Annotated in this window: 20 protein-coding genes; 13 read left to right on the top strand and 7 right to left on the bottom strand. The window is 56.5% G+C overall.

Features of this window, described 5'->3' with window-relative positions; genetic code table 11:
• Window positions 1-5 precede the first annotated feature (5 nt).
• Entirely contained in the window at window positions 6-971 is a 966-nt protein-coding gene (locus G5221_RS03085) for a hypothetical protein (protein ID WP_421262799.1), read from the bottom strand.
• Window positions 972-1148: 177 nt separating this feature from the next.
• On the opposite strand from G5221_RS03085, the gene thiI reads away from it, so the two are divergent.
• Window positions 1149-2597 carry a tRNA uracil 4-sulfurtransferase ThiI gene (gene thiI, locus G5221_RS03080; protein WP_019446044.1) on the top strand — a complete coding sequence of 483 codons (1449 nt, stop codon included), beginning with the start codon at window positions 1149-1151 and terminating at the stop codon, window positions 2595-2597.
• 72 nt (window positions 2598-2669) lie between these two features.
• Here thiI and G5221_RS03075 read toward each other — a convergent pair whose 3' ends face one another.
• Window positions 2670-3062, bottom strand: coding sequence for a hypothetical protein (locus tag G5221_RS03075; RefSeq protein WP_042053183.1), 393 nt, complete (start codon window positions 3060-3062; stop codon window positions 2670-2672).
• A 99-nt stretch (window positions 3063-3161) separates the two neighbouring features.
• Window positions 3162-3794: a trimeric intracellular cation channel family protein gene (locus G5221_RS03070; RefSeq protein WP_129503709.1), complete on the bottom strand. Its 633-nt coding sequence runs from the start codon at window positions 3792-3794 to the stop codon at window positions 3162-3164.
• Window positions 3795-4176: 382 nt separating this feature from the next.
• On the opposite strand from G5221_RS03070, the gene flaA reads away from it, so the two are divergent.
• From flaA to G5221_RS03010, 12 genes are all read left to right on the top strand, one after another.
• Complete coding sequence (gene flaA / locus G5221_RS03065) at window positions 4177-5088, top strand: flagellin A (protein WP_129503710.1); 912 nt, start codon at window positions 4177-4179, stop codon at window positions 5086-5088.
• Window positions 5089-5667: 579 nt separating this feature from the next.
• On the top strand, window positions 5668-6573 hold the full coding sequence (gene flaB / locus G5221_RS03060) for a flagellin B (protein WP_129503711.1): 906 nt from the start codon (window positions 5668-5670) through the stop codon (window positions 6571-6573).
• Between the two features lie 33 nt (window positions 6574-6606).
• A complete protein-coding gene (locus G5221_RS03055; protein WP_129503712.1) occupies window positions 6607-7047 on the top strand; it encodes a flagellar protein FlaG in 441 nt (146 codons plus the stop codon).
• 26 nt (window positions 7048-7073) lie between these two features.
• A complete protein-coding gene (gene fliD / locus G5221_RS03050; RefSeq protein ID WP_216954022.1) occupies window positions 7074-8492 on the top strand; it encodes a flagellar filament capping protein FliD in 1419 nt (472 codons plus the stop codon).
• A 25-nt stretch (window positions 8493-8517) separates the two neighbouring features.
• A complete protein-coding gene (gene fliS / locus G5221_RS03045) occupies window positions 8518-8940 on the top strand; it encodes a flagellar export chaperone FliS (protein WP_005346697.1) in 423 nt (140 codons plus the stop codon).
• The gene (locus G5221_RS03040; protein WP_129503714.1) at window positions 8937-9245 is read left to right on the top strand and encodes a hypothetical protein; all 309 of its coding nucleotides are present in this window, start codon (window positions 8937-8939) and stop codon (window positions 9243-9245) included. The genes fliS and G5221_RS03040 overlap by 4 nt, the downstream gene beginning before the upstream one ends.
• Window positions 9246-9251: 6 nt before the next feature.
• Complete coding sequence (locus tag G5221_RS03035; protein ID WP_421262798.1) at window positions 9252-11336, top strand: 6-hydroxymethylpterin diphosphokinase MptE-like protein; 2085 nt, start codon at window positions 9252-9254, stop codon at window positions 11334-11336.
• A gap of 85 nt (window positions 11337-11421) precedes the next feature.
• Window positions 11422-13041 (top strand): HAD-IIIC family phosphatase, encoded by a 1620-nt coding sequence (locus G5221_RS03030; RefSeq protein WP_421262797.1) that lies wholly within the window; start codon window positions 11422-11424, stop codon window positions 13039-13041.
• Window positions 13034-13267, top strand: a complete 234-nt coding sequence (locus G5221_RS03025; protein WP_227340795.1) for an acyl carrier protein — start codon at window positions 13034-13036, stop codon at window positions 13265-13267. Before G5221_RS03030 ends, G5221_RS03025 begins: the two co-directional genes overlap by 8 nt.
• Window positions 13264-14019, top strand: coding sequence for an AAC(3) family N-acetyltransferase (locus tag G5221_RS03020; RefSeq protein WP_408082949.1), 756 nt, complete (start codon window positions 13264-13266; stop codon window positions 14017-14019). Before G5221_RS03025 ends, G5221_RS03020 begins: the two co-directional genes overlap by 4 nt.
• The gene (locus tag G5221_RS03015) at window positions 14016-14420 is read left to right on the top strand and encodes a VOC family protein (protein WP_005346679.1); all 405 of its coding nucleotides are present in this window, start codon (window positions 14016-14018) and stop codon (window positions 14418-14420) included. The genes G5221_RS03020 and G5221_RS03015 overlap by 4 nt, the downstream gene beginning before the upstream one ends.
• A complete protein-coding gene (locus G5221_RS03010) occupies window positions 14417-15778 on the top strand; it encodes a DUF4910 domain-containing protein (RefSeq protein WP_421262796.1) in 1362 nt (453 codons plus the stop codon). Before G5221_RS03015 ends, G5221_RS03010 begins: the two co-directional genes overlap by 4 nt.
• Here G5221_RS03010 and G5221_RS03005 read toward each other — a convergent pair.
• The 4 genes from G5221_RS03005 to pseI are packed head-to-tail and all read right to left on the bottom strand — an operon-like array spanning window position 15760 to window position 19097.
• Window positions 15760-16506: a class I SAM-dependent methyltransferase gene (locus tag G5221_RS03005; protein WP_252603058.1), complete on the bottom strand. Its 747-nt coding sequence runs from the start codon at window positions 16504-16506 to the stop codon at window positions 15760-15762. The two genes, G5221_RS03010 and G5221_RS03005, sit on opposite strands and share 19 nt — an antisense overlap.
• Window positions 16506-16766, bottom strand: coding sequence for a hypothetical protein (locus G5221_RS03000; protein ID WP_042005608.1), 261 nt, complete (start codon window positions 16764-16766; stop codon window positions 16506-16508). The genes G5221_RS03005 and G5221_RS03000 overlap by 1 nt, the downstream gene beginning before the upstream one ends.
• Window positions 16763-18058, bottom strand: a complete 1296-nt coding sequence (locus G5221_RS02995; protein ID WP_421262795.1) for a motility associated factor glycosyltransferase family protein — start codon at window positions 18056-18058, stop codon at window positions 16763-16765. The genes G5221_RS03000 and G5221_RS02995 overlap by 4 nt, the downstream gene beginning before the upstream one ends.
• Window positions 18051-19097, bottom strand: a complete 1047-nt coding sequence (gene pseI, locus G5221_RS02990; RefSeq protein ID WP_421262794.1) for a pseudaminic acid synthase — start codon at window positions 19095-19097, stop codon at window positions 18051-18053. Before pseI ends, G5221_RS02995 begins: the two co-directional genes overlap by 8 nt.
• Between the last annotated feature and the right edge of the window lie 4 nt (window positions 19098-19101).

Genomic DNA, 19101 nt, shown 5'->3' with positions numbered 1-19101 from the left:
CCCATTCAGCCCGGTTGGCGCAGATGGCCGAGCCGGGTGAAGAAGTGCTGGCTCTTGCGCTGGTGAAAGTGGCTCTTCTTGATGGGATGGAAGATGAGGTTGCTTTCGGGGTGGCTCGCCTTTAACTGGTGGAGCATGGCTACGGCGGGCAGGCTGGTGCTGACCAGGGTGGTGAGTGGCATGCTGAGGGTCTCGGGCCCGAGCAGTTGATTGAGCCCTTGCTGAGCCTGCTCGAAGCGGGTCAGGGCCGCCGGGTCGGCATAGCCGCTACCCAGCATGGCGAGCAGGTTGTCGATGGCCAGATGAAATTCGGCCAGCTGTTGGCGAAAGCCGCTGCGCCCGCGCAGGGCAATCAGCTCTGCAAACGGAATGTCGGCCAGGTGAGTGGGCACTTGCAACGGGATCTCGAGGAGGAAGCAATCCTGACCGCCGCGATTGTGGTAGCGGGATTCGAGCAGATGGAGCAGTCGGTCGAGATAGTCGTGATCGGTAATAAGCGCCCCGTCATTGGCGAGTGCCCACTCACGGGCGAGACGCATGGAGAGCAGATTGGCAAAGCGCCGCGCCATTCTGATCCCCCCTTCATCCCGGGTCGCAAAGCCGTGAGTCAGGCAAAAGCCGTGCAGTCGCTCCAGTCCCGCCTGATCCGGGCAGAAGCAGTCGTGGTTGGCCTCCTGACGCCAGCGACCAATCAGCTCCTTGTTGCCAAACACCTTGTGGCGGACGAAATCGGGGGCCACCAGGCCGCTTATCTGGCTCTCCAGTTGCGGGGTAATGGCGGCAAAGAAGGCGGCATCGGGCCGCTCGGCCAGCAGATCGGTCTGCTGTTGAAGGGTATCGAGCAGGGCGGTGAGACCGCTCTTTTCGCTGACGGTGAAGACAAAGGCAAGCCGCTCCAGATAGAGCAAGGCAAATTTGAGCCAGAGCTCGTCGCGTACCTCCATGCCGGGGTAGTAGATATAGGTCTTCATCGGATCAGTCTGTTGTCAAAAATCTGGCGAGGCGCAGGGTCGGGAATATACGCAAGATTGCGTCCGTGCGGCAAACATTGCGTAGGGGAATGTGAGCAAACGCTCATCCAGTAGGCGCTGGCCACAAAGTTCTGATATAATTCGCGCCCTTAAATCAAGGTCACCCGAGTCATTACCATGAAGTTCATTATCAAGCTGTTCCCGGAAATCACCATCAAGAGCAAGTCGGTTCGCCAGCGCTTTATCAAGATCCTGCAGGGCAATATCCGCAATGTCCTGCGCCGCTTCGACGACGATGCCCGCGTACGGATGGATTGGGACAAGCTGATCGTGAGCTCCCGCAATGACCAGTTCCGCGAGCAGGCTATCGAAGCTTTGGCCTGTATTCCGGGCATTCAGGCCTTCCTCGAGGTACAAGCCAGCAAGTTTACCGATCTGCACGACATCTTCGAGCAGGTGAAAGCCGTTTGGGGCGACCAGCTCAAGGGCAAAACCTTCTGCGTGCGCGCCAAGCGCCACGGCAAGCATGAGTTCTCCTCCCTCGAGGTTGAGCGTTACGTGGGCGGTGGATTGAATCAGCACTGCGAAAGCAATGGTGTGCGCCTCAAGAACCCGGATGTGAAGATCAACCTCGAGATCGACGGTGAGGAGCTCTTTATCGTCAGCGCCATCCATCAGGGCCTGAGCGGCATGCCCATCGCGACCCAGGAAGATGTGCTGAGCCTGCTCTCCGGCGGTTTTGACTCCGGCGTGGCGTCGTTCCAGTTCATCAAGCGCGGCTGCCGCGTGCACTACTGCTTCTTCAATCTGGGCGGTGCGGCCCACGAGATCGGCGTCAAGCAGGTGGCCTATCACCTGTGGAACCGCTTCGGTTCATCCCACCGGGTGCGTTTCACCGCTGTGGACTTCGAGCCGGTGGTCGCCGAGATCCTCGAGAAGATCGACAACGGTCAGATGGGCGTGGTGCTCAAGCGGATGATGATGCGTGCTGCCGCCAAGGTGGCCGATGAATTCCAGATCCCGGCGCTGGTGACCGGTGAGTGTGTGGGTCAGGTCTCCAGCCAAACCCTCACCAACCTGAACGTCATCGACCGGGTGACCGACAAGGTGATCCTGCGCCCGCTCATCACCTGGGACAAGCCGGACATCATCAGTGAAGCCCGACGCATTGGCACCCTAGAGTTCGCCGAGACCATGCCGGAGTATTGTGGGGTCATCTCCAAAAAGCCGACTGTGAAGGCCGAGCTCTCCCGCATTGAAGAGGAAGAGGCCAATTTTGACTTCTCCATTCTGGACAAGGTGGTCTCCGAGGCCCGTTACCTCGATATCCGTCGTATCGGTGAAGAGACTGCCGCTGAAGTGCAAGAGGTGGAAACCACCCAGGTGCTGGGCGCTGACGAGGTGATCCTGGATATCCGCTCTGCCGACGAACACGACGAGAAGCCGCTGGTGGTGGAAGGTCGTGAAGTACTGCATATCCCCTTCTTCAAGCTGGCCACCGCCTTTGGCGATCTGCCCAAAGAGAAGACCTACCTGCTCTACTGCGATCGCGGCGTGATGAGCAAGCTGCAGGCGCTCTATCTGAAAGAGAAGGGCTTTGACAACGTCAAAGTTTACCGTCCGTAATTTGACGCTCAATCTCCCATAAAAAATCCGGCCAATGTGCCGGATTTTTGTTTTATAGCTCGGAGCTTGGATTTATGGACAGGGAACGGGAGTGAAGGAGTGCTCCCCCAGGCAACGCCAACCCATTTCCGCTCCCCTCATTTGCCAAAGGTTATCGCTGCGATAGAGAGTCAGGATATAGAGCATGTCGTTCTTGCTGCCATCGAGGGCAACCGAGAGTACCAGATCATTATCCAGTTGCTGTGCATGGATGCGACTGGGGATGTCGCTATGACCGACAAAACGAAGTGCTACCTCACGGTAGTCATTGACCCATTTCTGATGTAGCTCGTTCGCCTGACGTATCTGCTGGTTGAACTGCTGCACTGGCGCCGATGCCAGTCGTCCAAAAACGGCTTGTGCTTCGGCATGTGCTGCTGTCACGTTCGCAAGGAGGAGAGTGGTAAGCATACCGATTTTGTGCATGAGAATATCCGGCTAACAACGACTGCTTCTATGACAACAGAAAAGCCCATTTGGTTCAACGCACAACCCACAGAGCCATATTCCACTGCGGGCGTGCTTTCAGTTGCGTTGCAGCGAGAAGGTTGGTAGCGACAGGTGCCAGTAGATAGCAGCTACCCGCAAACCGAACACTGCTGTCATACAGATGAGCATGGCGGTTACTCTGTCCATGTTCGCCTCCAGTGCCAGGGTGTAGAGGATTCCGCCCAAAATGCAGGCTGTTGCATAGATCTCTTTTTGCAACACCATAGGCACTTCCCTGGCCAGTACATCACGGATCATGCCGCCTGCTACCCCTGTCATGGTCCCCATCAGCACGGCGATCAGTCCCGGGGTACCGAAGTTGAGGGCTTTTTGCGCCCCAATCACCGTAAAGAGGGCCAACCCGAAGGCATCCGCGACGGGCAGTACATACCAGGGCATTCTGCGGGGCAGTTTGACCATCCACATCCCGATCAGCGCCGTTGCAATGACCACCCAGATATAGAGAGGATCGCGAACCCAGAACACCGGGGTTGCTCCCAGGATCATGTCGCGGATGGTGCCACCGCCGATGGCGGTGACTGCCGCCAACACCATGACGCCAAATCCGTCCATTCTGAGCCGGCCCGCCACCAGAACCCCTGAAAACGCGAATACCGCAGTACCAAACATGTCGCTGATGTAAACAATCTGCTCAACCAGTGTCTGCATGGAAAACAACTCACGCCAAATTGTTGATGGGGCCGCGATTTTAGGGGCTGGAGAGCCCAATCGCCAACTGTGCTCGACAAAATTGAGAGTCGACACCGCTTTTTTCTCGCATCATGGACAGGGAGGGGCTCGAGTGTGCCTGTTTACCTCCTTGTTGGAGGAGGGGCGCGATGAGTTTCTGCCACGTTTTAGTGGGCGTTTTTTTCCTTAAGTTTATCCCCGACCTGTCGATATATAGGGTAAGCGGCGTTAACGTGATGAAGCGTTGAAAAAAATGCTAAAGACATCGAAAAACGGGCCGTTAAATAAGACGCATCGGGCACAGAAAATAATAAAGCCAGAGCAAATAGAAGAGTAAATTTAATAGCTTAGGAGAATAGTCATGGGCCTTTATATCAACACTAACGTTTCATCACTCAACGCTCAGCGTAACCTGATGAACACGACCAAATCACTGGATACATCCTACACTCGACTGGCATCCGGTCTGCGTATCAACAGCGCCAAAGACGATGCCGCCGGCCTGCAAATTGCCAACCGTTTGACCTCCCAGATCAACGGTCTGGATCAAGGTAACCGTAATGCCAATGACGGTATCTCTGTTGCCCAAACTGCCGAAGGGGCAATGGATGAAATTACCTCCATGCTGCAACGGATGCGTACGCTGGCTCAACAGTCAGCCAACGGTTCCAATAACACTGATGACCGTACTGCGCTGCAGCAAGAGTATACCCAGTTGATGACTGAAATTGACCGGGTAGCCAAAGATACCACGTTTGGTGGTCAGAACCTGCTTAATGGCGGCTATGTGGGCACCTTCCAGGTGGGGGCAGACGCAGGGCAGACCATCACCTTCCGGATGACGACCGCCTTTACTATCTCGGGCATGGCCTCTGCCACCAGTGGTAGTGCGACAGTGGCAACCACGACCTCGGGCGAGCCGTATAACATCACGAAGACAGCAGGAACGCCGGTCACATCTACCAGTATGTCGACCATTACAGCTGCAAGCTCGGCCCAGTCGGCTATGGCCAACCTGGATTACATGATAAAGGTGGTGGACAGCAAGCGTGCTGAACTGGGGGCGGTACAAAACCGGTTTGACTCGACCATTCGCAACCAGGCGAACGTCTCCGAAAACGTTAGTGCTGCACGCTCACGTATCCGTGATGCAGACTTCGCCACCGAGACTGCAAACCTGACCAAGCAGAATATCTTGCAACAGGCCGCATCAACCATACTGGCCCAGGCGAACCAGCGCCCCCAGTCAGCTCTTTCGCTGCTGCAAGGCTAACAAAAGAAAACAGGGCGGTTGTTCAGGCCGCCCTGGTCAAGAGATGGAACAAAGGGGTGTTCGGTTCGCACTCTGTTCTATCGGGAGAGATATAATTCTCTACTAGTAATGCCAAGTGTTGCCCAGCTGTTCAGTTCTGTCACGCTTGGTCATATTCTCCTGAGCATATGCTCATCTTTAGGCCGGTTTACCGGCCTCTTTTTATTGTGTCGTCAAATCGACGTCACTCTACCCAACCTAAGCACAAACCGTGCCACAAAAATAATCCTGTCACACCATCTTGCAACCCCTCTATTACGTCTTGCACTATGTTTGCCATCTGACTTTCCTTGCCATGTACCGGAGAAAAATTGCCGCGTTAGGCAACAATTTTCCTAAAGCTTGCCTCTGCACTGCCGTTAAACAAGGTGAAGCAATCGAGGGGTGTTCGGAATCCAACGTTTGCACTACTGCGGGTGACCTGTCCGTTCAAACAGACACCCGCCAGAAGACTCAGGCTCGTTCAACCTGTTCTTCTAACGGTGGGACGCCGCTTTGACGGCGCAACCCGCAGTCGCATGTTCTTCGGGAGAATATTTTATGGCCATGTATATCAACACGAATACTTCATCACTGAACGCCCAGCGTAACCTGATGAATACCAACAAGTCTCTGGATACCTCTTACACCAGACTGGCATCGGGACTTCGTATCAACACTGCCAAAGATGATGCTGCCGGTTTGCAGATCTCCAACCGTTTGACTTCCCAGATCAACGGTTTGGATCAAGGTAACCGCAACGCCAACGATGGTATCTCGGTTGCTCAAACGGCTGAAGGGGCCATGGATGAAGTGACCAGTATGCTGCAGCGTATGCGCACGCTGGCACAGCAATCTGCTAACGGTTCCAACAACACCGATGACCGTACTGCATTGCAGCAAGAGTTTGACCAACTGACTACAGAGATCAACCGTATCTCCAACGACACCACTTTCGGTGGCCAGAAGCTGCTGGATGGCAACTACAAGGGGTCGTTCCAGGTGGGGGCGGATGCTGGTCAGACTATCACCTTCAAGATGACTTCCGCCTTTACCATCAGTGGGATTGCGGCATCAACCAAGGGAAGCGCGACCGTTGCTACCAGTGCCTCTGGCGAGCCCTATACCGTGACCAAGGGAACATCTGCAGTAACCTCTACCAGCGTCAGCAGCATCAGCTCTGCCAGCGCCGCCCAGCTGGCCATGGCCAACCTTGATTTCATGATCAAGGCGGTAGACAGCAAGCGGGCAGAGCTGGGTGCGGTGCAGAACCGGTTTGACTCCACCATTCGCAACCAGTCCAACGTCTCTGAAAACCTGAGCGCAGCACGTTCTCGTATTCGTGACGCAGACTTTGCAACCGAGACCGCTAATCTGACCAAGCAGAACATTCTGCAACAGGCTGCTTCCAGCATCCTGGCTCAAGCCAACCAAAGACCGCAATCAGCCCTGTCCCTGCTGGGTTAACAGGCTGTGATGAGATAAAAAAGGAGCGACGATATGGCCAATGAAATTGGAATTCCGTCATCGGTCACTCCTTCTTCTCTTCAGTCAAGTAGCAAGAGCGGCCAGTCGGCCGCTCAAGTGCTATCTGGCACAGCAGAAGAGCAGCGGGGGACGGCAAAGGACATGGAAAAGCAACAGGGGCTGCCTGAGCAGGAGAGGGCTGGCAAGCCGAAGATTTCAGACAAGGAAATTGAGAAAGGGGTACAAAACTTGCAAGAGTTCAGTCAGTTGCAAGGATGGACCGTCAATTTCAGTGTTGAAAAGGAACTGGAGCAGGTTGTTATCAAGGTTATGGATGCCGATACCAAATCAATGATCCGTCAGATACCAAGCGAAGAGTTGCTGGCTATCAGCAAACGAATCCAGGCTCTGCGCGAAGGTGATGTGATTGGCGGTGGCTCTCGAGTCGGGTTATTGCTTGATAAAGAGATTTAATAGTTACGTTTGCGAGGAGAGTGAGTATGGCTACTATTACGTCTGCTGGTGCGGGCTCTGGACTGGACTTGGAGTCTGTCATCGCTGCAAGCGTTGATGCCAAAAAGGCGCAGCTGTTGCAGCCAATTACCACCAAAAAGACCAACGCCCAGATCACTCTCTCAGGGGTAGGCCAGCTGAAGTCAGCGATCGCGACTTTTGTCACCACTCTGCAGGCTATGTCAAAGGATGACGCGTTTAACAAACGTGCGATAAACATCACCCAGGATAAAGATAATCCGGTTCTCAAGGTGGAGAGCAAGAGTGGCGCTTCCAACGGGCAATATGACATCAGTGTCGAAAAATTGGCGAAGACCAGCAAATTTGAAGGTAGTTTCGCCTCTTCTACCACGCCCATGATCACTCAAGATGGCACCCTGACATTCAAGGCAGGTGACAAGACCTTTGATGTGGATGTTAAAGCAGGGGATTCACTCCAGTCCATTCGCAAGCGGATCAACAATGATAGTGACAACTTTGGTCTTAGCGTCAATATCATGAATACCTCCGATGGCAAGGCGGCCCTTGTGATTGACTCCGGTGTCAGTGGAACAGGTAAAGATCTGCAGATAACCGGCAGTACACCTGAACTGACTGACAATTTCATCTCCAAGCTGACCCAGAAGCAACAAGCCCGTGATGCCGAGATAAGCGTGGATGGCAATAAATTGACCAGTGCGACCAACACCTTTGATGGCACCATTGTGGGTCTCAAGATTACGGTGTTGAAAGAGTCGGAGAGCACCACTACCACGAACCCGAGTGATGGTACCGTGACGACCACTTACAAGCCAAACAGAGTGGATGTGACGACAGACAAGGCTGGCATCAAGACCATGGTGCAGAGCTTCATCGATGGCTATAACGCTCTGGTGAAGAAGAGCACCGATCTGGGCAAACGCAGCTCTATCGTGGCCGGTGTCAGCCAGAATGATGGTGGAGCCCTGGCGGGGGATGCGACGACCAAGGCTGTGACCAACCTGATGAGTGGCACCGTCACCGAGCCTTCTAACAACTCTTCGACCTTCTCTACCATCTTTCAGTTGGGGGTCAAGATGGACAACAAGGGAGTGCTCTCACTTGATTCGACGAAATTCGATGAAGCGGTCGAGAAGAACTTCGACCAGGTAGTGGCTGTATTTGGTGGCAAGGACGGTGTTGCTGGCAAGTTGGCCAGCCAGCTTGAGACCTACTCCAAGACAGGGGGACTGCTTGCCAAGCGGGAAGAGACACTCAATTCTGATCTGCGTGATGTCAACCGCAAACAAGCAGATGTCGCGGCGCAGCTCACCAAGTATGAAGAGACGTTGAGGGCACGCTACGGCAGTCTGGATACCTTGCTGGCCAAGATGAACAAATCTGCCTCCTATCTCAACCTGCTCAATACCAACAACAAAACCAGTTAATTTGTAGTCAGGAGCTGAGTCTCGTATGTATCGAAAAACGATCAAGGCCTATACAACCCAGAGTTTGCAGTCTGAGCTGGCAGTGGCGGATCCCTATCGCGTGATCCAGTTATTGATGCAAGGGTGTCTCGAACGTCTCGCTCAGGCTCGCGGTGCAGTCGAGCGTCGCGATTTCGAGGGTAAGTCCCAATCTATCTCCAAGACGCTGGCCATTATCAATGGTCTGCAAGATTCACTTGATCTCTCTTATGGCAAGGTCCCCGAAGACCTGTTCGCACTTTATGACTATATGAAAGTGCGCATGATGGATGCCAGCCGTGACATGGATGTAGGCGCCATTGATGAAGTGATGAACCTGATGCTGACAGTCAAGAGCGGTTGGGATGCCATCCCTGTCGATGAGCGAGACAAGGCGCTGGCACAGCAAAAGGTAGGCAGACCGGCATGAATGAGGTCAATAGTACTTCTGTGTCTGCCTTGATGAGACAGGGCGAGCAGTTGCAGTCTCTACTGGTGCAAGGTGAGCTGGTTGCAGCAGAACAGCTGGCTGAACTTTATCTGCATGCTCTGGAAGAGGTATTCGGGTCACTGCCTTGGGGAGAGACACTCAATGTGGAACAGCGGCAGGCACTGATGCAGTTCCAGCTTATTTATGATTGGGTGGGTCAGGAAAAGCAGCAGGCTGAAGCACAATTACGACAATTCTCCCAGGCCGGACGTGCATCCGGTCTTTACAAGCTGAATGCAGGTTAGTCTGACATGGATATCCATCACAAGATTCATGATGTAGAAAGTGAACTGGCACGCCTGGCTCTGCAAAAGCAGCAGGAGGCCGCCATGCTGGAAGTACTCCCCGTTCGTTATGAACTCAATATGGCTGCGTTTGTCAAATACATGCCCGCCATTCATGACTTTTTCAAGGAGTACCAGCCTGCCAGGCCTTTTCGTTTCTTCTGTAATGAAAACGGCGTTCCCAATATTCTGTGGCTCGATGAGGGTATCTCGCTTTATGGGGATGATCCATTTAGCGAGGTTCAGTCGCAGATTGCCGAGGTCATTAAACACAGTGTCTTGCAGTGCATCGATTTTGTGCCCCAGTGGTATATCGATGGCCAAATCCATATCAAATACAACAATGAAATCTCCAAATTAAAAGAGAACTCAGCTCTGGAAGGGTTGCGTCTAAAGGCAGCATTACATACCGATATTCCTCTGGCACTGATGTATGGCATTGGTTTGGGCTACCAGCTCGGTTGCTTGTATGAACAGTGCAAGATCAAGAATCTGTTTGCTTTCGAGCCTGATCTTGACATGTTTTACGCCTCGCTCTTCTGTTTTGATTGGCATCAGCTGCTCGCCTACATGGAGGAGGAGTCGATCAGTCTGCACCTCTTTATCGGTGTTGACGAGCGATTGCTGGTCGCTGACATGATGGAGGCGCTGCATCGCAAGGGGGCATTCTGGTCGGCAAGCTATTTCTCGTTCTGTCATTACCATTCCCCCAAGCTGCACGCCTTGATAACACAGGTGGAAAGGGAGTTCTATCTGCTCAAAACGGGGTGGGGGTTCTTTGATGACAACATCTATGCACTTGCCCATAGCCACACCCATCTGCAAGACGGCACCCCCTTTCTGAAACGGTGGCGCGATAGCCGTGCCTTCGAGCAGATCCCTGTCTTTGTGGTTGGCAATGGCCCCTCGCTGGATCAGAGCATCGAGTTCATCCGGCAGCATCAGCAGCAGGCAATCATTATCGCCTGCGGTACTGCGGTCAGTGCACTCTACAAAGTTGGCGTAAAACCGGATATCTACGTTGCAGTGGAGCGCACCAAGAGCTCAGCCGATTTTCTGAGCATTCTCAATGCCGATGACTTTATAAAGGACACCGTGTTTCTGAGCGTTGATGTCATTCACCCTGAATGCAAGCGCTTCTTTCGTAAAACAGGGTTGGCGTTCAAGCCCAACGAGCCGATGTTCTCCATGCTGATTAGCGCGTTTGGTCAGGCATTTGAGTACGATACCATTGAATTTTCCAACCCGTTCGTCGGCAATACCGGCCTCAATTATGCGGCCTTGCTTGGTTTCAAGCAGGTGTATTTGTTTGGTATCGACAATGGCTATAAAACAGCCGGACAGCATCACTCCAGCCTGAGTCTCTATTACAACGACAAGCAAGAGGCGAAATACGAGGAAAATTTAAAGGATACTTTCCCGGCTCCGGGTAACTTTGGCGACGAAGTGCGTATCAATCATCTGTTTGGGCTAGCCATTCACAATATGGCCAGTGTATTGCGTGATTATCCCGAGATGCAGTGCGTCAACAGTAGTGACGGCGCTTATATAGAAGGGGCAATCCCTCGTCGTGTTGAATCGTTGCAACCTGAATGGCCGGTACTCGACAAAATCCCGCTCATGGATGAAGTGATGGCCACTTGTTTCCAGTCCTTTGACATGAGCAGCGTTGATTTCGCTGCTGCATTGCAGGTGCCGCTGTTCGTTGAGCTGGTAGACAAGTTGCGCGATGACTGGCGCCAGGTAGCCTGTGAACACAATGCGGTATTGGCCATGATGCAACGCCATCACGACTATCTGCTTTATCTGTTGATGAGCCGCGAATCGCATCTCTATCGGGTCTTGATCGGTTCAATGAACTATTTCTACGCCAATATCATCAGCCTGATGATGTCGCAGGTGACAGCAGAACCCGAGGTGCTGGCGGGCAAGATAAAAGAGGCGCAGGCAATTCTGGAGTTATTCTTCGAGGATAGCAAAGTGATGTATGCCGATGCGTTCGATGGCCATGATACCACCTATTTTACCGGCCTGGATGTGTTCAAGCGCTAGTCCTTGAATCGGATGGGGATGACTCTGTTCATCTCCATTCCCTAACAGTATGATATAGAAGTATTTAATCCTTTCAGGTGCATATATGGCCACCCTTTCCCTGGCATCCACCGCATTTCTCATGCCCGGTAATGTGGCATGGGCTCCTTTGGCCCGACATGCACAGTTGCAATTTTGCCCTCAAGGTCAATGGCAGCCGATGGCCGCTTGTGACGGACATCTGGTGCTCTGGTTTTGGGAGCAACTGCTGACCGACAGCGAATGCCAGCATTGGTACACCTTGGCTGAACCCGCATTGTCCGAGACCATCGACACCTGGTTGGAAGCATTGCTCTCGCCACTGCGGGGGCTCCCTCATCTTTATCTTGGTGCCTGTTCACTGCAAGGCGGTGGTGTGAGTAGCGCTCTTCATCCCTGGATGATGCAGCTGGATGTCTGCTTTACCCGAGCGCTTGCACGTCACCACATTAGGGATTTGGGGCTGGGTCGCTGGCTCTCTGAGCAGGGGCGAGCCCATTGTGTGGACGAGCGTAATCGTTACCTTCTTTCTTGTCCTCTCTCGATGCACGGCTTGACCAGCCTTGCCGACTGGATTGCCGCGCGTTGGATGCTTGATCAGGCGCCAATACGCAAGGTGCTGGTGCTCGATTGTGACAATACCCTGTGGGGGGGGGTAGTGGGTGAAGAGGGGTTGACTGGCCTTTACCTTGGTCAGGACGGTCTCGGCAAACTCTATCAGTCGTTTCAGGATGCGGCGCTCTACTGGTATCAGCGCGGCGTGTTGTTGGCATTGTGCTCTAAAAACGAGCCTGCAGATGTTTGGCTGGTGTTTGAGCAGCATGGCGCCATGAGACTCAAAAGGCGAAATATTGCAGCATCTGCCATTGGTTGGGGCTCGAAATCTCAAGGTTTGCGACATATTGCTGCCAGCCTCAATCTGGGGCTTGAGGCCTTGGTCTTCTGGGATGATTCCCCCCTGGAAAGGGCTGAAGTTCGCCATGCCCTGCCACAAGTCGATGTCATTGAACCACCAGTAGATATTTGGGCATGGCCTACAACCTTGCTCACTTATGGGGGGTTCTCGCGCATATTCAGTGGTGATGATGCTCTTCGTCAAGCCTCCTATCTGGCATTGGCAGACGCCGCCCGGTTACGTAGCGAGGTTGGCAGTGAACAACATTTTCTCGCCTCCTTGTCGTTGCGTGCGGCGATACAGCCGTTGGCGGTGGATAACCTTGCTCGTGCCGAGCAGATCATCCATAAAACCAACCAGTTTAATCTCTCCTGTCTGCGATATGAGGCGAGCGAGCTCAAACGGCTGGCGCAGTCTGGCTGGTGCTGGCTAGTGTCGTTGCAGGATCGCTTTGCCGATCATGGCTTGGTTGGCTTGGTGCTGATCATAAACCTCACGCCCAAACTGGCATTGCTCGATACGCTGGCTCTGAGTTGCAGAGTGTTGTCCAGAGGACTCGAATATTGGTTACTGGATAGCGTCTCGGCTGCATTGCGCGAGGCGGGGATCGAGCGTCTGGTTATTGGCTCGAATCGTTGTGCACGTAATGAACCTGCGCTGACATGGTTGGCATCCCTGCCGTTGACCCCCTGTGATAATCCGGATCCCGCCCGTTTTTCCCATGAGCATTACCATAGTCTGGCGCTCGAACAGCTGAATTTGCCTTTTTTGGAGTTTTATCACCATGACTGATCTCTTCACTTTGTTGGAACAGCAGTTTCCTTCTGCAACCGTCACGCGAGGCGACTATCAGTTGGGACTTGGGGCCTTTCCGGAATGGGATTCGCTTGGTCATTTCAATTTTCTGCTGCTGGTTGAGCAGACGTTCTCGGTACGCTTCGAGCCTGAAGAGCTGGCGAAGATGAAGCAACTTCAGGACATTCGTGATGCGCTGTTGCGGCGTGGTCTTGTGCTGTGATTGAAGCTCTCTCTCATGTTCTTGGCTCCCTTGGGATCGCACGAGGGAGCGCTATCATGGTTCACACTGACGCCATGGCTGTGGCCCAGTTTCCTGGACGGGGCAATGAAGCCGGCATGCATGCTTTTTGGTTGGGGATGCAGGAGTGGCTTGGAAACGAGGGCACTCTGCTGGTGCCAACATTCACGTATAGCCTGACTCGCCAGAGCTGTTTCGACAGGGCGACATCCCCCAGTGAAGTCGGGTTGATGACGGAGCAGTTTCGCACTCTGCCAGGGGTTGCGCGGACCCGCGATCCCATCTTCAGCGTTGCGGTATGGGGCGCGGGGCGTGACCAGGTGGTTGCAGCAGGGGGTCATGACTGCTTTGGTGAAGAGAGCCCCTTCGCCTGGTTGGCGGCTCACGATGGCTGGATTGCCGGTTTTGCCTGTCATCCCGATCGCATTACCTTCACCCACTATGTCGAGCAGCAACTAGGTGTCGATTATCGCTTTATGAAACGCTTTGAGGGTGATGTCCGCGAGCAGGGAATGGTGCGCCCCTGGCATTGTGACTACTTTGTGCGAAGACTCGATCTGGCCAGCGAGATAGATCTTTCCCGTCTGGTTGAAGCCCTTAAAAATCAGGACAAATGGCACCAGGGGTTATTTGGCCGTTTACCAGTCTGGGCCGTTCGCTGCGCCGACTTTGCCGCGGTGGCAAAAGAGCTGATCGCTGTCCATCCCCATGCGCTCATCAGGGAGGGGAGATGAAACTGCACCATATTGGACTGGTGGTGGCCGAACTGGATCTTGGCGTACGTTATTGTTGCGAGACCCTCGGGCTTTCCCGCTTTAGCGAGCCGGTGCTCGATCCGTTGCAGCGGGTGCATATCTGTTTTGCCTATGATGATGCGGGGATTTGCTATGAACTGATTGCACCTGCCAGTGATGATAGCCCCGTCAGTCAGGCGCTACGAACCCGTCATAACCTGCTCAATCATCTGGCCTATGAGGTGGCAGACCTGGCAATGGCTGCCGAAAAACTGCGGGCCCAGCGTCATCTTCCCCTCGGGCCCAGCCAGCCGGCCATCGCGTTTGGCGGCGCCCACGTCCAGTTTTTCCTGAGCCCCCTTGGCCACATTGTCGAATTGATCGAGGCACCCACCCCATGAGTTTTTCACCCAAGAGCGGCTATCTGCCCACCGACTGGGACGACCAGGCACAGATCGGTGAGCAACTGCATCGGCTGCTCACCCTGCTGTTTCCGCTCAATCGAAGCCTGACCGGGGACGGGGTTCGGCAGTCGCTGGCCCTGTGGCGCGAGCACTGCCTGCCCGAGCTGCAGATCCATGAAGTGGCCAGCGGCACCGAGTGTTTCGACTGGACCGTGCCTGACGAGTGGAACGTGCGGGAGGCCTACATAGTGGGGCCGGATGGACGTAGAGTGGTGGACTTCCAGGATCACAACCTGCATCTGGTCGGTTACTCGGAGCCGGTACGCTGCACCCTCTCGCTGGCCGAGCTGCAGCCCCATCTTCACTCTCTGCCCGAGCAGCCGGATGCCATTCCCTATGTGACCTCCTACTACAAGCGCCGCTGGGGCTTCTGTCTGCCCCATCGGCTGCGAGAGGCGCTGCCGGAGGGAGAATATCAGGTGGTGATCGATGCCACCCTGGCACCGGGTTCGCTCACCTATGGCGACTGGGTGCTGCCGGGGGAGAGCGAGCAGGAGATCCTGCTGTCGAGCTACACCTGTCACCCCTCCATGGCCAACAACGAGCTCTCCGGCCCCTGCGTCGGTGTCTTCCTGATGGCCTGGCTGGCGTCACTGCCCACACGTCGCTACAGCTACCGGCTGATGCTGGTGCCTGAAACCCTGGGGGCCATCGTCTATCTCTCCCGCCATCTGGATCAGCTCAAGCAGCGTACCCTGGCCGGCTTCAACCTGACCTGTCTTGGCGATGACCGCGGCTACTCCTTCCTCCCTTCCCGCCAGGGCAACACGCTGGCGGATCGCATCGGTCGCCATGTGCTCGGCCATCTGGCGCCGGGCTACAAGGCGTACAGCTTCCTGGAGCGGGGCTCCAACGAGCGGCAGCTGTGCGCGCCCGGCATCGATCTGCCGGTCACTTCTGTGATGCGCAGCCGATACGGTTGCTATGCCGAGTACCACACCTCGCTCGATGATCTCTCGCTGGTGACGCCGGCCGGTCTGGCGGGTGGATTCCTGGCGCTGCGCCGGGCCATCGAGTGTCTGGAGCGAGATGAGCGCTGCGAGGTCACCGTGCTGGGCGAGCCCCAGCTCGGCAAGCGGGGGCTCTACCCGGATTTGTCGACCCGCTATTCGGGCTGGCAGGTGCGGGAGATGATGAATCTGCTGGCCTACAGCGACGGCAAGCTGACCCTGTTCGAGATCGCCGAGACCATAGGGGTGCCGTTCTGGCGGGTGGAGCCGCTGGCGCGGATGCTGCTGGAGGCCGGGCTGCTGCGTCGCCTCAGCCCGCAACCGGACTACTCGATCACTAGATAGGCTGGTCCCGGGTTGTGCGGGGTGCGGCGAATGGCGTAGCGATCCAGCCCCAGCACCTCCTTGAGGGCCAGGGTCTCCCCCGGGAAGGCGGGCCAGTTGAGCTCATCGAATGCCAGCACTGATCCCTTGGTCAGGTGCGGCTTGATGAGCTCGAGGCAGCGGCGGGTCGGCTCGTAGAGATCAAAGTCAAAATAGGCCAGCGCGACCATGGTCTCCGGCTGACGAGCCAGATAGGCCGGCAGCGTCTCGGTCACATCCCCCTTCACCAGCTCATGCTTGACGATATGGTCCAGGGGACTTTCCGCCTCATGGGCGGCGAGCAGTTGGGCCAGATGCTGTTCATAGCCTGGCGTCACCCCGTAGGCGCCGGGCTGGATGGCGGCGTCGCTGCCATCTTGCGGGGCGTGGGAAGGGAAGCCGCTGAAGGTATCGAATCCCACCAGCTTGCGGTTGTAGTTGTAAGGCTCATACATGCCGCGAAACGAGGAGAAGAGCGCCAGGTTCTGACCCCAGCGGGTGCCGAAATCCATGATGACGCCGTGGACCGGCACGATCTTCTGATACAGCTCGTGCATGAACAGGATGCGGGAGAGCGACTGGCGCTTGAGGTAGAGGCCCAGGTTGTTCTGCAACTCGGCCGCGGGCAGCGGGCTGGTGTGCAGCAACTCGCTGAAGGTCTGGCGGCGTGACAGCTCCTCATCGGAGGCGTTGGACATGGCCTTGATCATCAATGGTCTCCTGTGGGGGTGTCGCCGGCCGGGGTCGACAGGCAGTGCACCACTTCATATTCGAGGTAGTCGGCCAGCCCCAGCCAGTCCTGGCGCTCCTGGCACTGCAGCAGTGCGGCTACCAGTCCGGGTGGCAGGTTGCCCTGCTCGGTGAGCACCTCTTGCAGCAGTTCCGGCAATGCCTGACTCGCTGCAACCGACTGCCCCAGCCGAAACTGGTGCGCCAGGGCGGTGAGGCGGGTGATCTGGCCGTTTTTCATTGCACGTACTCCGGGTGATAGCGGCAGCCGGCGATTTCCGCCCCTTCCCGGCTGCAGTTCCAGAACTGCACCTCTGGGTGGCGCGCTATGTAGCGCTCGAGCTCGGTGCGGTAGGCGGAAAAGTTTGGATTGGTCTTGACCCGCCGGCCATGGCCGTCGAGGGCCCAGCTGAGGGCCAGCGCGGCGCTGGGGCCGAGCGCACCGTCGGCCCAGCCCGAGTGGGTGAGCTCGCCGGGAAAGGCGAAGTCAGTGCCCAGCAGGATGACCTGGCGGCAACCCATCTGCACGGCGAGATCCACGGCGGGATGAATGACGCTGCCGCCCGAGTGCAGCACGCCCTTGGGGAGCGTCTGTCGCAGCTGCTGATACATGGGGCTGCGGGAGTAGGCGGTCATGCGTGGCCCCTGCCAGGCCAGCAGGGCTGCCGTGGGAACCGTGGGGTAATAGACCAGGGTGGTCTGGGCCGACTGGGCGGCGGGCAGCCGGTTGCCGTGGATGGCGTCATCGATGGTGACGACGATGTCGGGCCGGATACCGTGGCTGAGCAAAAACGCCAGCGCGGTATCGACGCTAATCAGAAGATAGTCCTGCCGACGGCGCTGCAACTGGGCCTGCAGGGTGGCCAGGTTGTGCTGCAGGGTTGGGCCACTCGCCACGATCAGCGCCTGCTTGCCCTGAGCCAGACCGAACAGGGAGGCCACATCGCCGTCGCCGGCCAGCAGATCGCGGTTTTCCGCCAGCCGCCGGGTGATGTCGGGGTGCTCGGCGTCGAACCTTGCCCGGGCGAACGGCAAATCGATTTCACTCACCAGCCGGTCGCGGATGCGGGCGGCAGCATCCTCCACCAGCAGCAGCTCGGGCGGCAGGGCGAAGAAGGGCAGCCGCACCTCCCCTTCGTCGCCGGCCATCATCAGCTCGACCCTGGGGTCCGTCAGCCAGTCCTGCTGGTCTAGCAGCCGCAGTACAAGGGCAAACAGGGCGCCATTCATGATCTTCACTTCCAGCCGCTTGAGGCTACTGCGCCCCAGCAGGGTGCGCGGCAGATCGCCGAGCCCGGTGCCGTAGAGGTGCAGCACCGGCTGCTCGGGCAGGCTGGCGGCCTGCAGCTCGGCTTCCTTCACCCGGTCGTGCCGGCTGGTGAGCTGTATGCCGTGGAGGCTTAGGGTGGAGCCGAGACCTTCGGTCAGCTCGGCCGGCAGGCTTTCAACGTCCTGTGCCAGCAAGCGGGGCCAGAGGGCGGGCCAGCGCTGGCTGATGAGCCTGCCGTGCTGGTTGAAGAGATCATCACTCATCGTTGTCTATCCACTCCCAGCTCAGTGGTTGGTTAGCGCTCAGGCTGCGGTTGACCCGCTTGCCGATGAGCCGATCGTAATCGGCGGGGGGCAGGCCGAGGGCGGGGCGCACCGATTTGATGTGTTCTGCGGTGAGCAAATCTCCGGCTGCAATATCCCTGACCAGATAGAGGGAGCGGCGAAACGCACGGTTACCCTGTTCACTGGCGGTGAGCTGGTAATCTGCCACACCGAGGGCGGCATGAGCGGTATTGACCGAGGCTACCAGCTCGGTGAGTTCGGCCGGCTCCATGGAGAAGGCGCAATCCGGCCCGCCGTCGGCGCGGGCCAGGGTGAAGTGCTTCTCGATGAGGGTCGCCCCGAGCGCAGTGGCGGCGATGGCCGTGGCCGACCCCAGGGTGTGATCGGAGAGCCCCACCTCGACCCCGAAGCGCTGGCGCAACATGGGGATGGTACGTAGGTTGTATTCGGCTGCCGGCGCCGGATAGCCGCTGACGCAGTGCAGCAGGGCCAGCTGGCCGTTGCCGTGCTTGAGTGCCATCTCGACTGCGGCGGCGATCTCGGCCTCGTTCGCCATGCCGGTGGACATGATAAGCGGCTTGCCGGTCTGGGCGGCGTAGCGGATGAGGGGCAGATCCACCAGCTCGAAGGAGGCGATCTTGTAGGCCGGGCAGTCGAGGGATTCCAGCAGATCCACCGCACTGAAGTCGAACGGACTGCTGAAGACCGTCAGCCCCAGCTCGCGCCCTTTGGCAAACAGTGCTTGGTGCCACTCCCAGGGGGTGTGCGCCCACTCGTAAAGGTCGTACAGGTTGCGACCATCCCAGAGGCCGCCGTGGATCTGGAACTCGGGCCGATCACTGTTGAGGGTGATGGTGTCGGGCCGGTAGGTCTGCAGCTTGACGGCGCTGGCACCCGCTGCTTTGGCGGCGGTCATGATGGCCAGGGCGCGGTCCAGATTGCCATTGTGGTTGGCCGACAGTTCGGCAATCACATAGGGGGCCTGTTCCTGGTTGATGGGGCGATGATCGATCTGCATCTGT

Source organism: Aeromonas sp. 602200 (genome assembly GCF_049173895.1).
GTDB lineage: Bacteria > Pseudomonadota > Gammaproteobacteria > Enterobacterales > Aeromonadaceae > Aeromonas > Aeromonas veronii_A.
This window is presented reverse-complemented; position numbering and strand designations above follow the sequence as displayed.

Bases quoted from the DNA above. Each gene is read 5' to 3' on its own strand.
- G5221_RS03085 (WP_421262799.1), bottom strand. From the start codon at position 971: ATGAAGACCTATATCTACTACCCCGGCATGGAGGTACGCGACGAGCTC.
- thiI (WP_019446044.1), top strand. From the start codon at position 1,149: ATGAAGTTCATTATCAAGCTGTTCCCGGAAATCACCATCAAGAGCAAG.
- G5221_RS03075 (WP_042053183.1), bottom strand. From the start codon at position 3,062: ATGCACAAAATCGGTATGCTTACCACTCTCCTCCTTGCGAACGTGACA.
- G5221_RS03070 (WP_129503709.1), bottom strand. From the start codon at position 3,794: ATGCAGACACTGGTTGAGCAGATTGTTTACATCAGCGACATGTTTGGT.
- flaA (WP_129503710.1), top strand. From the start codon at position 4,177: ATGGGCCTTTATATCAACACTAACGTTTCATCACTCAACGCTCAGCGT.
- flaB (WP_129503711.1), top strand. From the start codon at position 5,668: ATGGCCATGTATATCAACACGAATACTTCATCACTGAACGCCCAGCGT.
- G5221_RS03055 (WP_129503712.1), top strand. From the start codon at position 6,607: ATGGCCAATGAAATTGGAATTCCGTCATCGGTCACTCCTTCTTCTCTT.
- fliD (WP_216954022.1), top strand. From the start codon at position 7,074: ATGGCTACTATTACGTCTGCTGGTGCGGGCTCTGGACTGGACTTGGAG.
- fliS (WP_005346697.1), top strand. From the start codon at position 8,518: ATGTATCGAAAAACGATCAAGGCCTATACAACCCAGAGTTTGCAGTCT.
- G5221_RS03040 (WP_129503714.1), top strand. From the start codon at position 8,937: ATGAATGAGGTCAATAGTACTTCTGTGTCTGCCTTGATGAGACAGGGC.
- G5221_RS03035 (WP_421262798.1), top strand. From the start codon at position 9,252: ATGGATATCCATCACAAGATTCATGATGTAGAAAGTGAACTGGCACGC.
- G5221_RS03030 (WP_421262797.1), top strand. From the start codon at position 11,422: ATGGCCACCCTTTCCCTGGCATCCACCGCATTTCTCATGCCCGGTAAT.
- G5221_RS03025 (WP_227340795.1), top strand. From the start codon at position 13,034: ATGACTGATCTCTTCACTTTGTTGGAACAGCAGTTTCCTTCTGCAACC.
- G5221_RS03015 (WP_005346679.1), top strand. From the start codon at position 14,016: ATGAAACTGCACCATATTGGACTGGTGGTGGCCGAACTGGATCTTGGC.
- G5221_RS03010 (WP_421262796.1), top strand. From the start codon at position 14,417: ATGAGTTTTTCACCCAAGAGCGGCTATCTGCCCACCGACTGGGACGAC.
- G5221_RS03005 (WP_252603058.1), bottom strand. From the start codon at position 16,506: ATGATCAAGGCCATGTCCAACGCCTCCGATGAGGAGCTGTCACGCCGC.
- G5221_RS03000 (WP_042005608.1), bottom strand. From the start codon at position 16,766: ATGAAAAACGGCCAGATCACCCGCCTCACCGCCCTGGCGCACCAGTTT.
- G5221_RS02995 (WP_421262795.1), bottom strand. From the start codon at position 18,058: ATGAGTGATGATCTCTTCAACCAGCACGGCAGGCTCATCAGCCAGCGC.
- pseI (WP_421262794.1), bottom strand. From the start codon at position 19,097: ATGCAGATCGATCATCGCCCCATCAACCAGGAACAGGCCCCCTATGTG.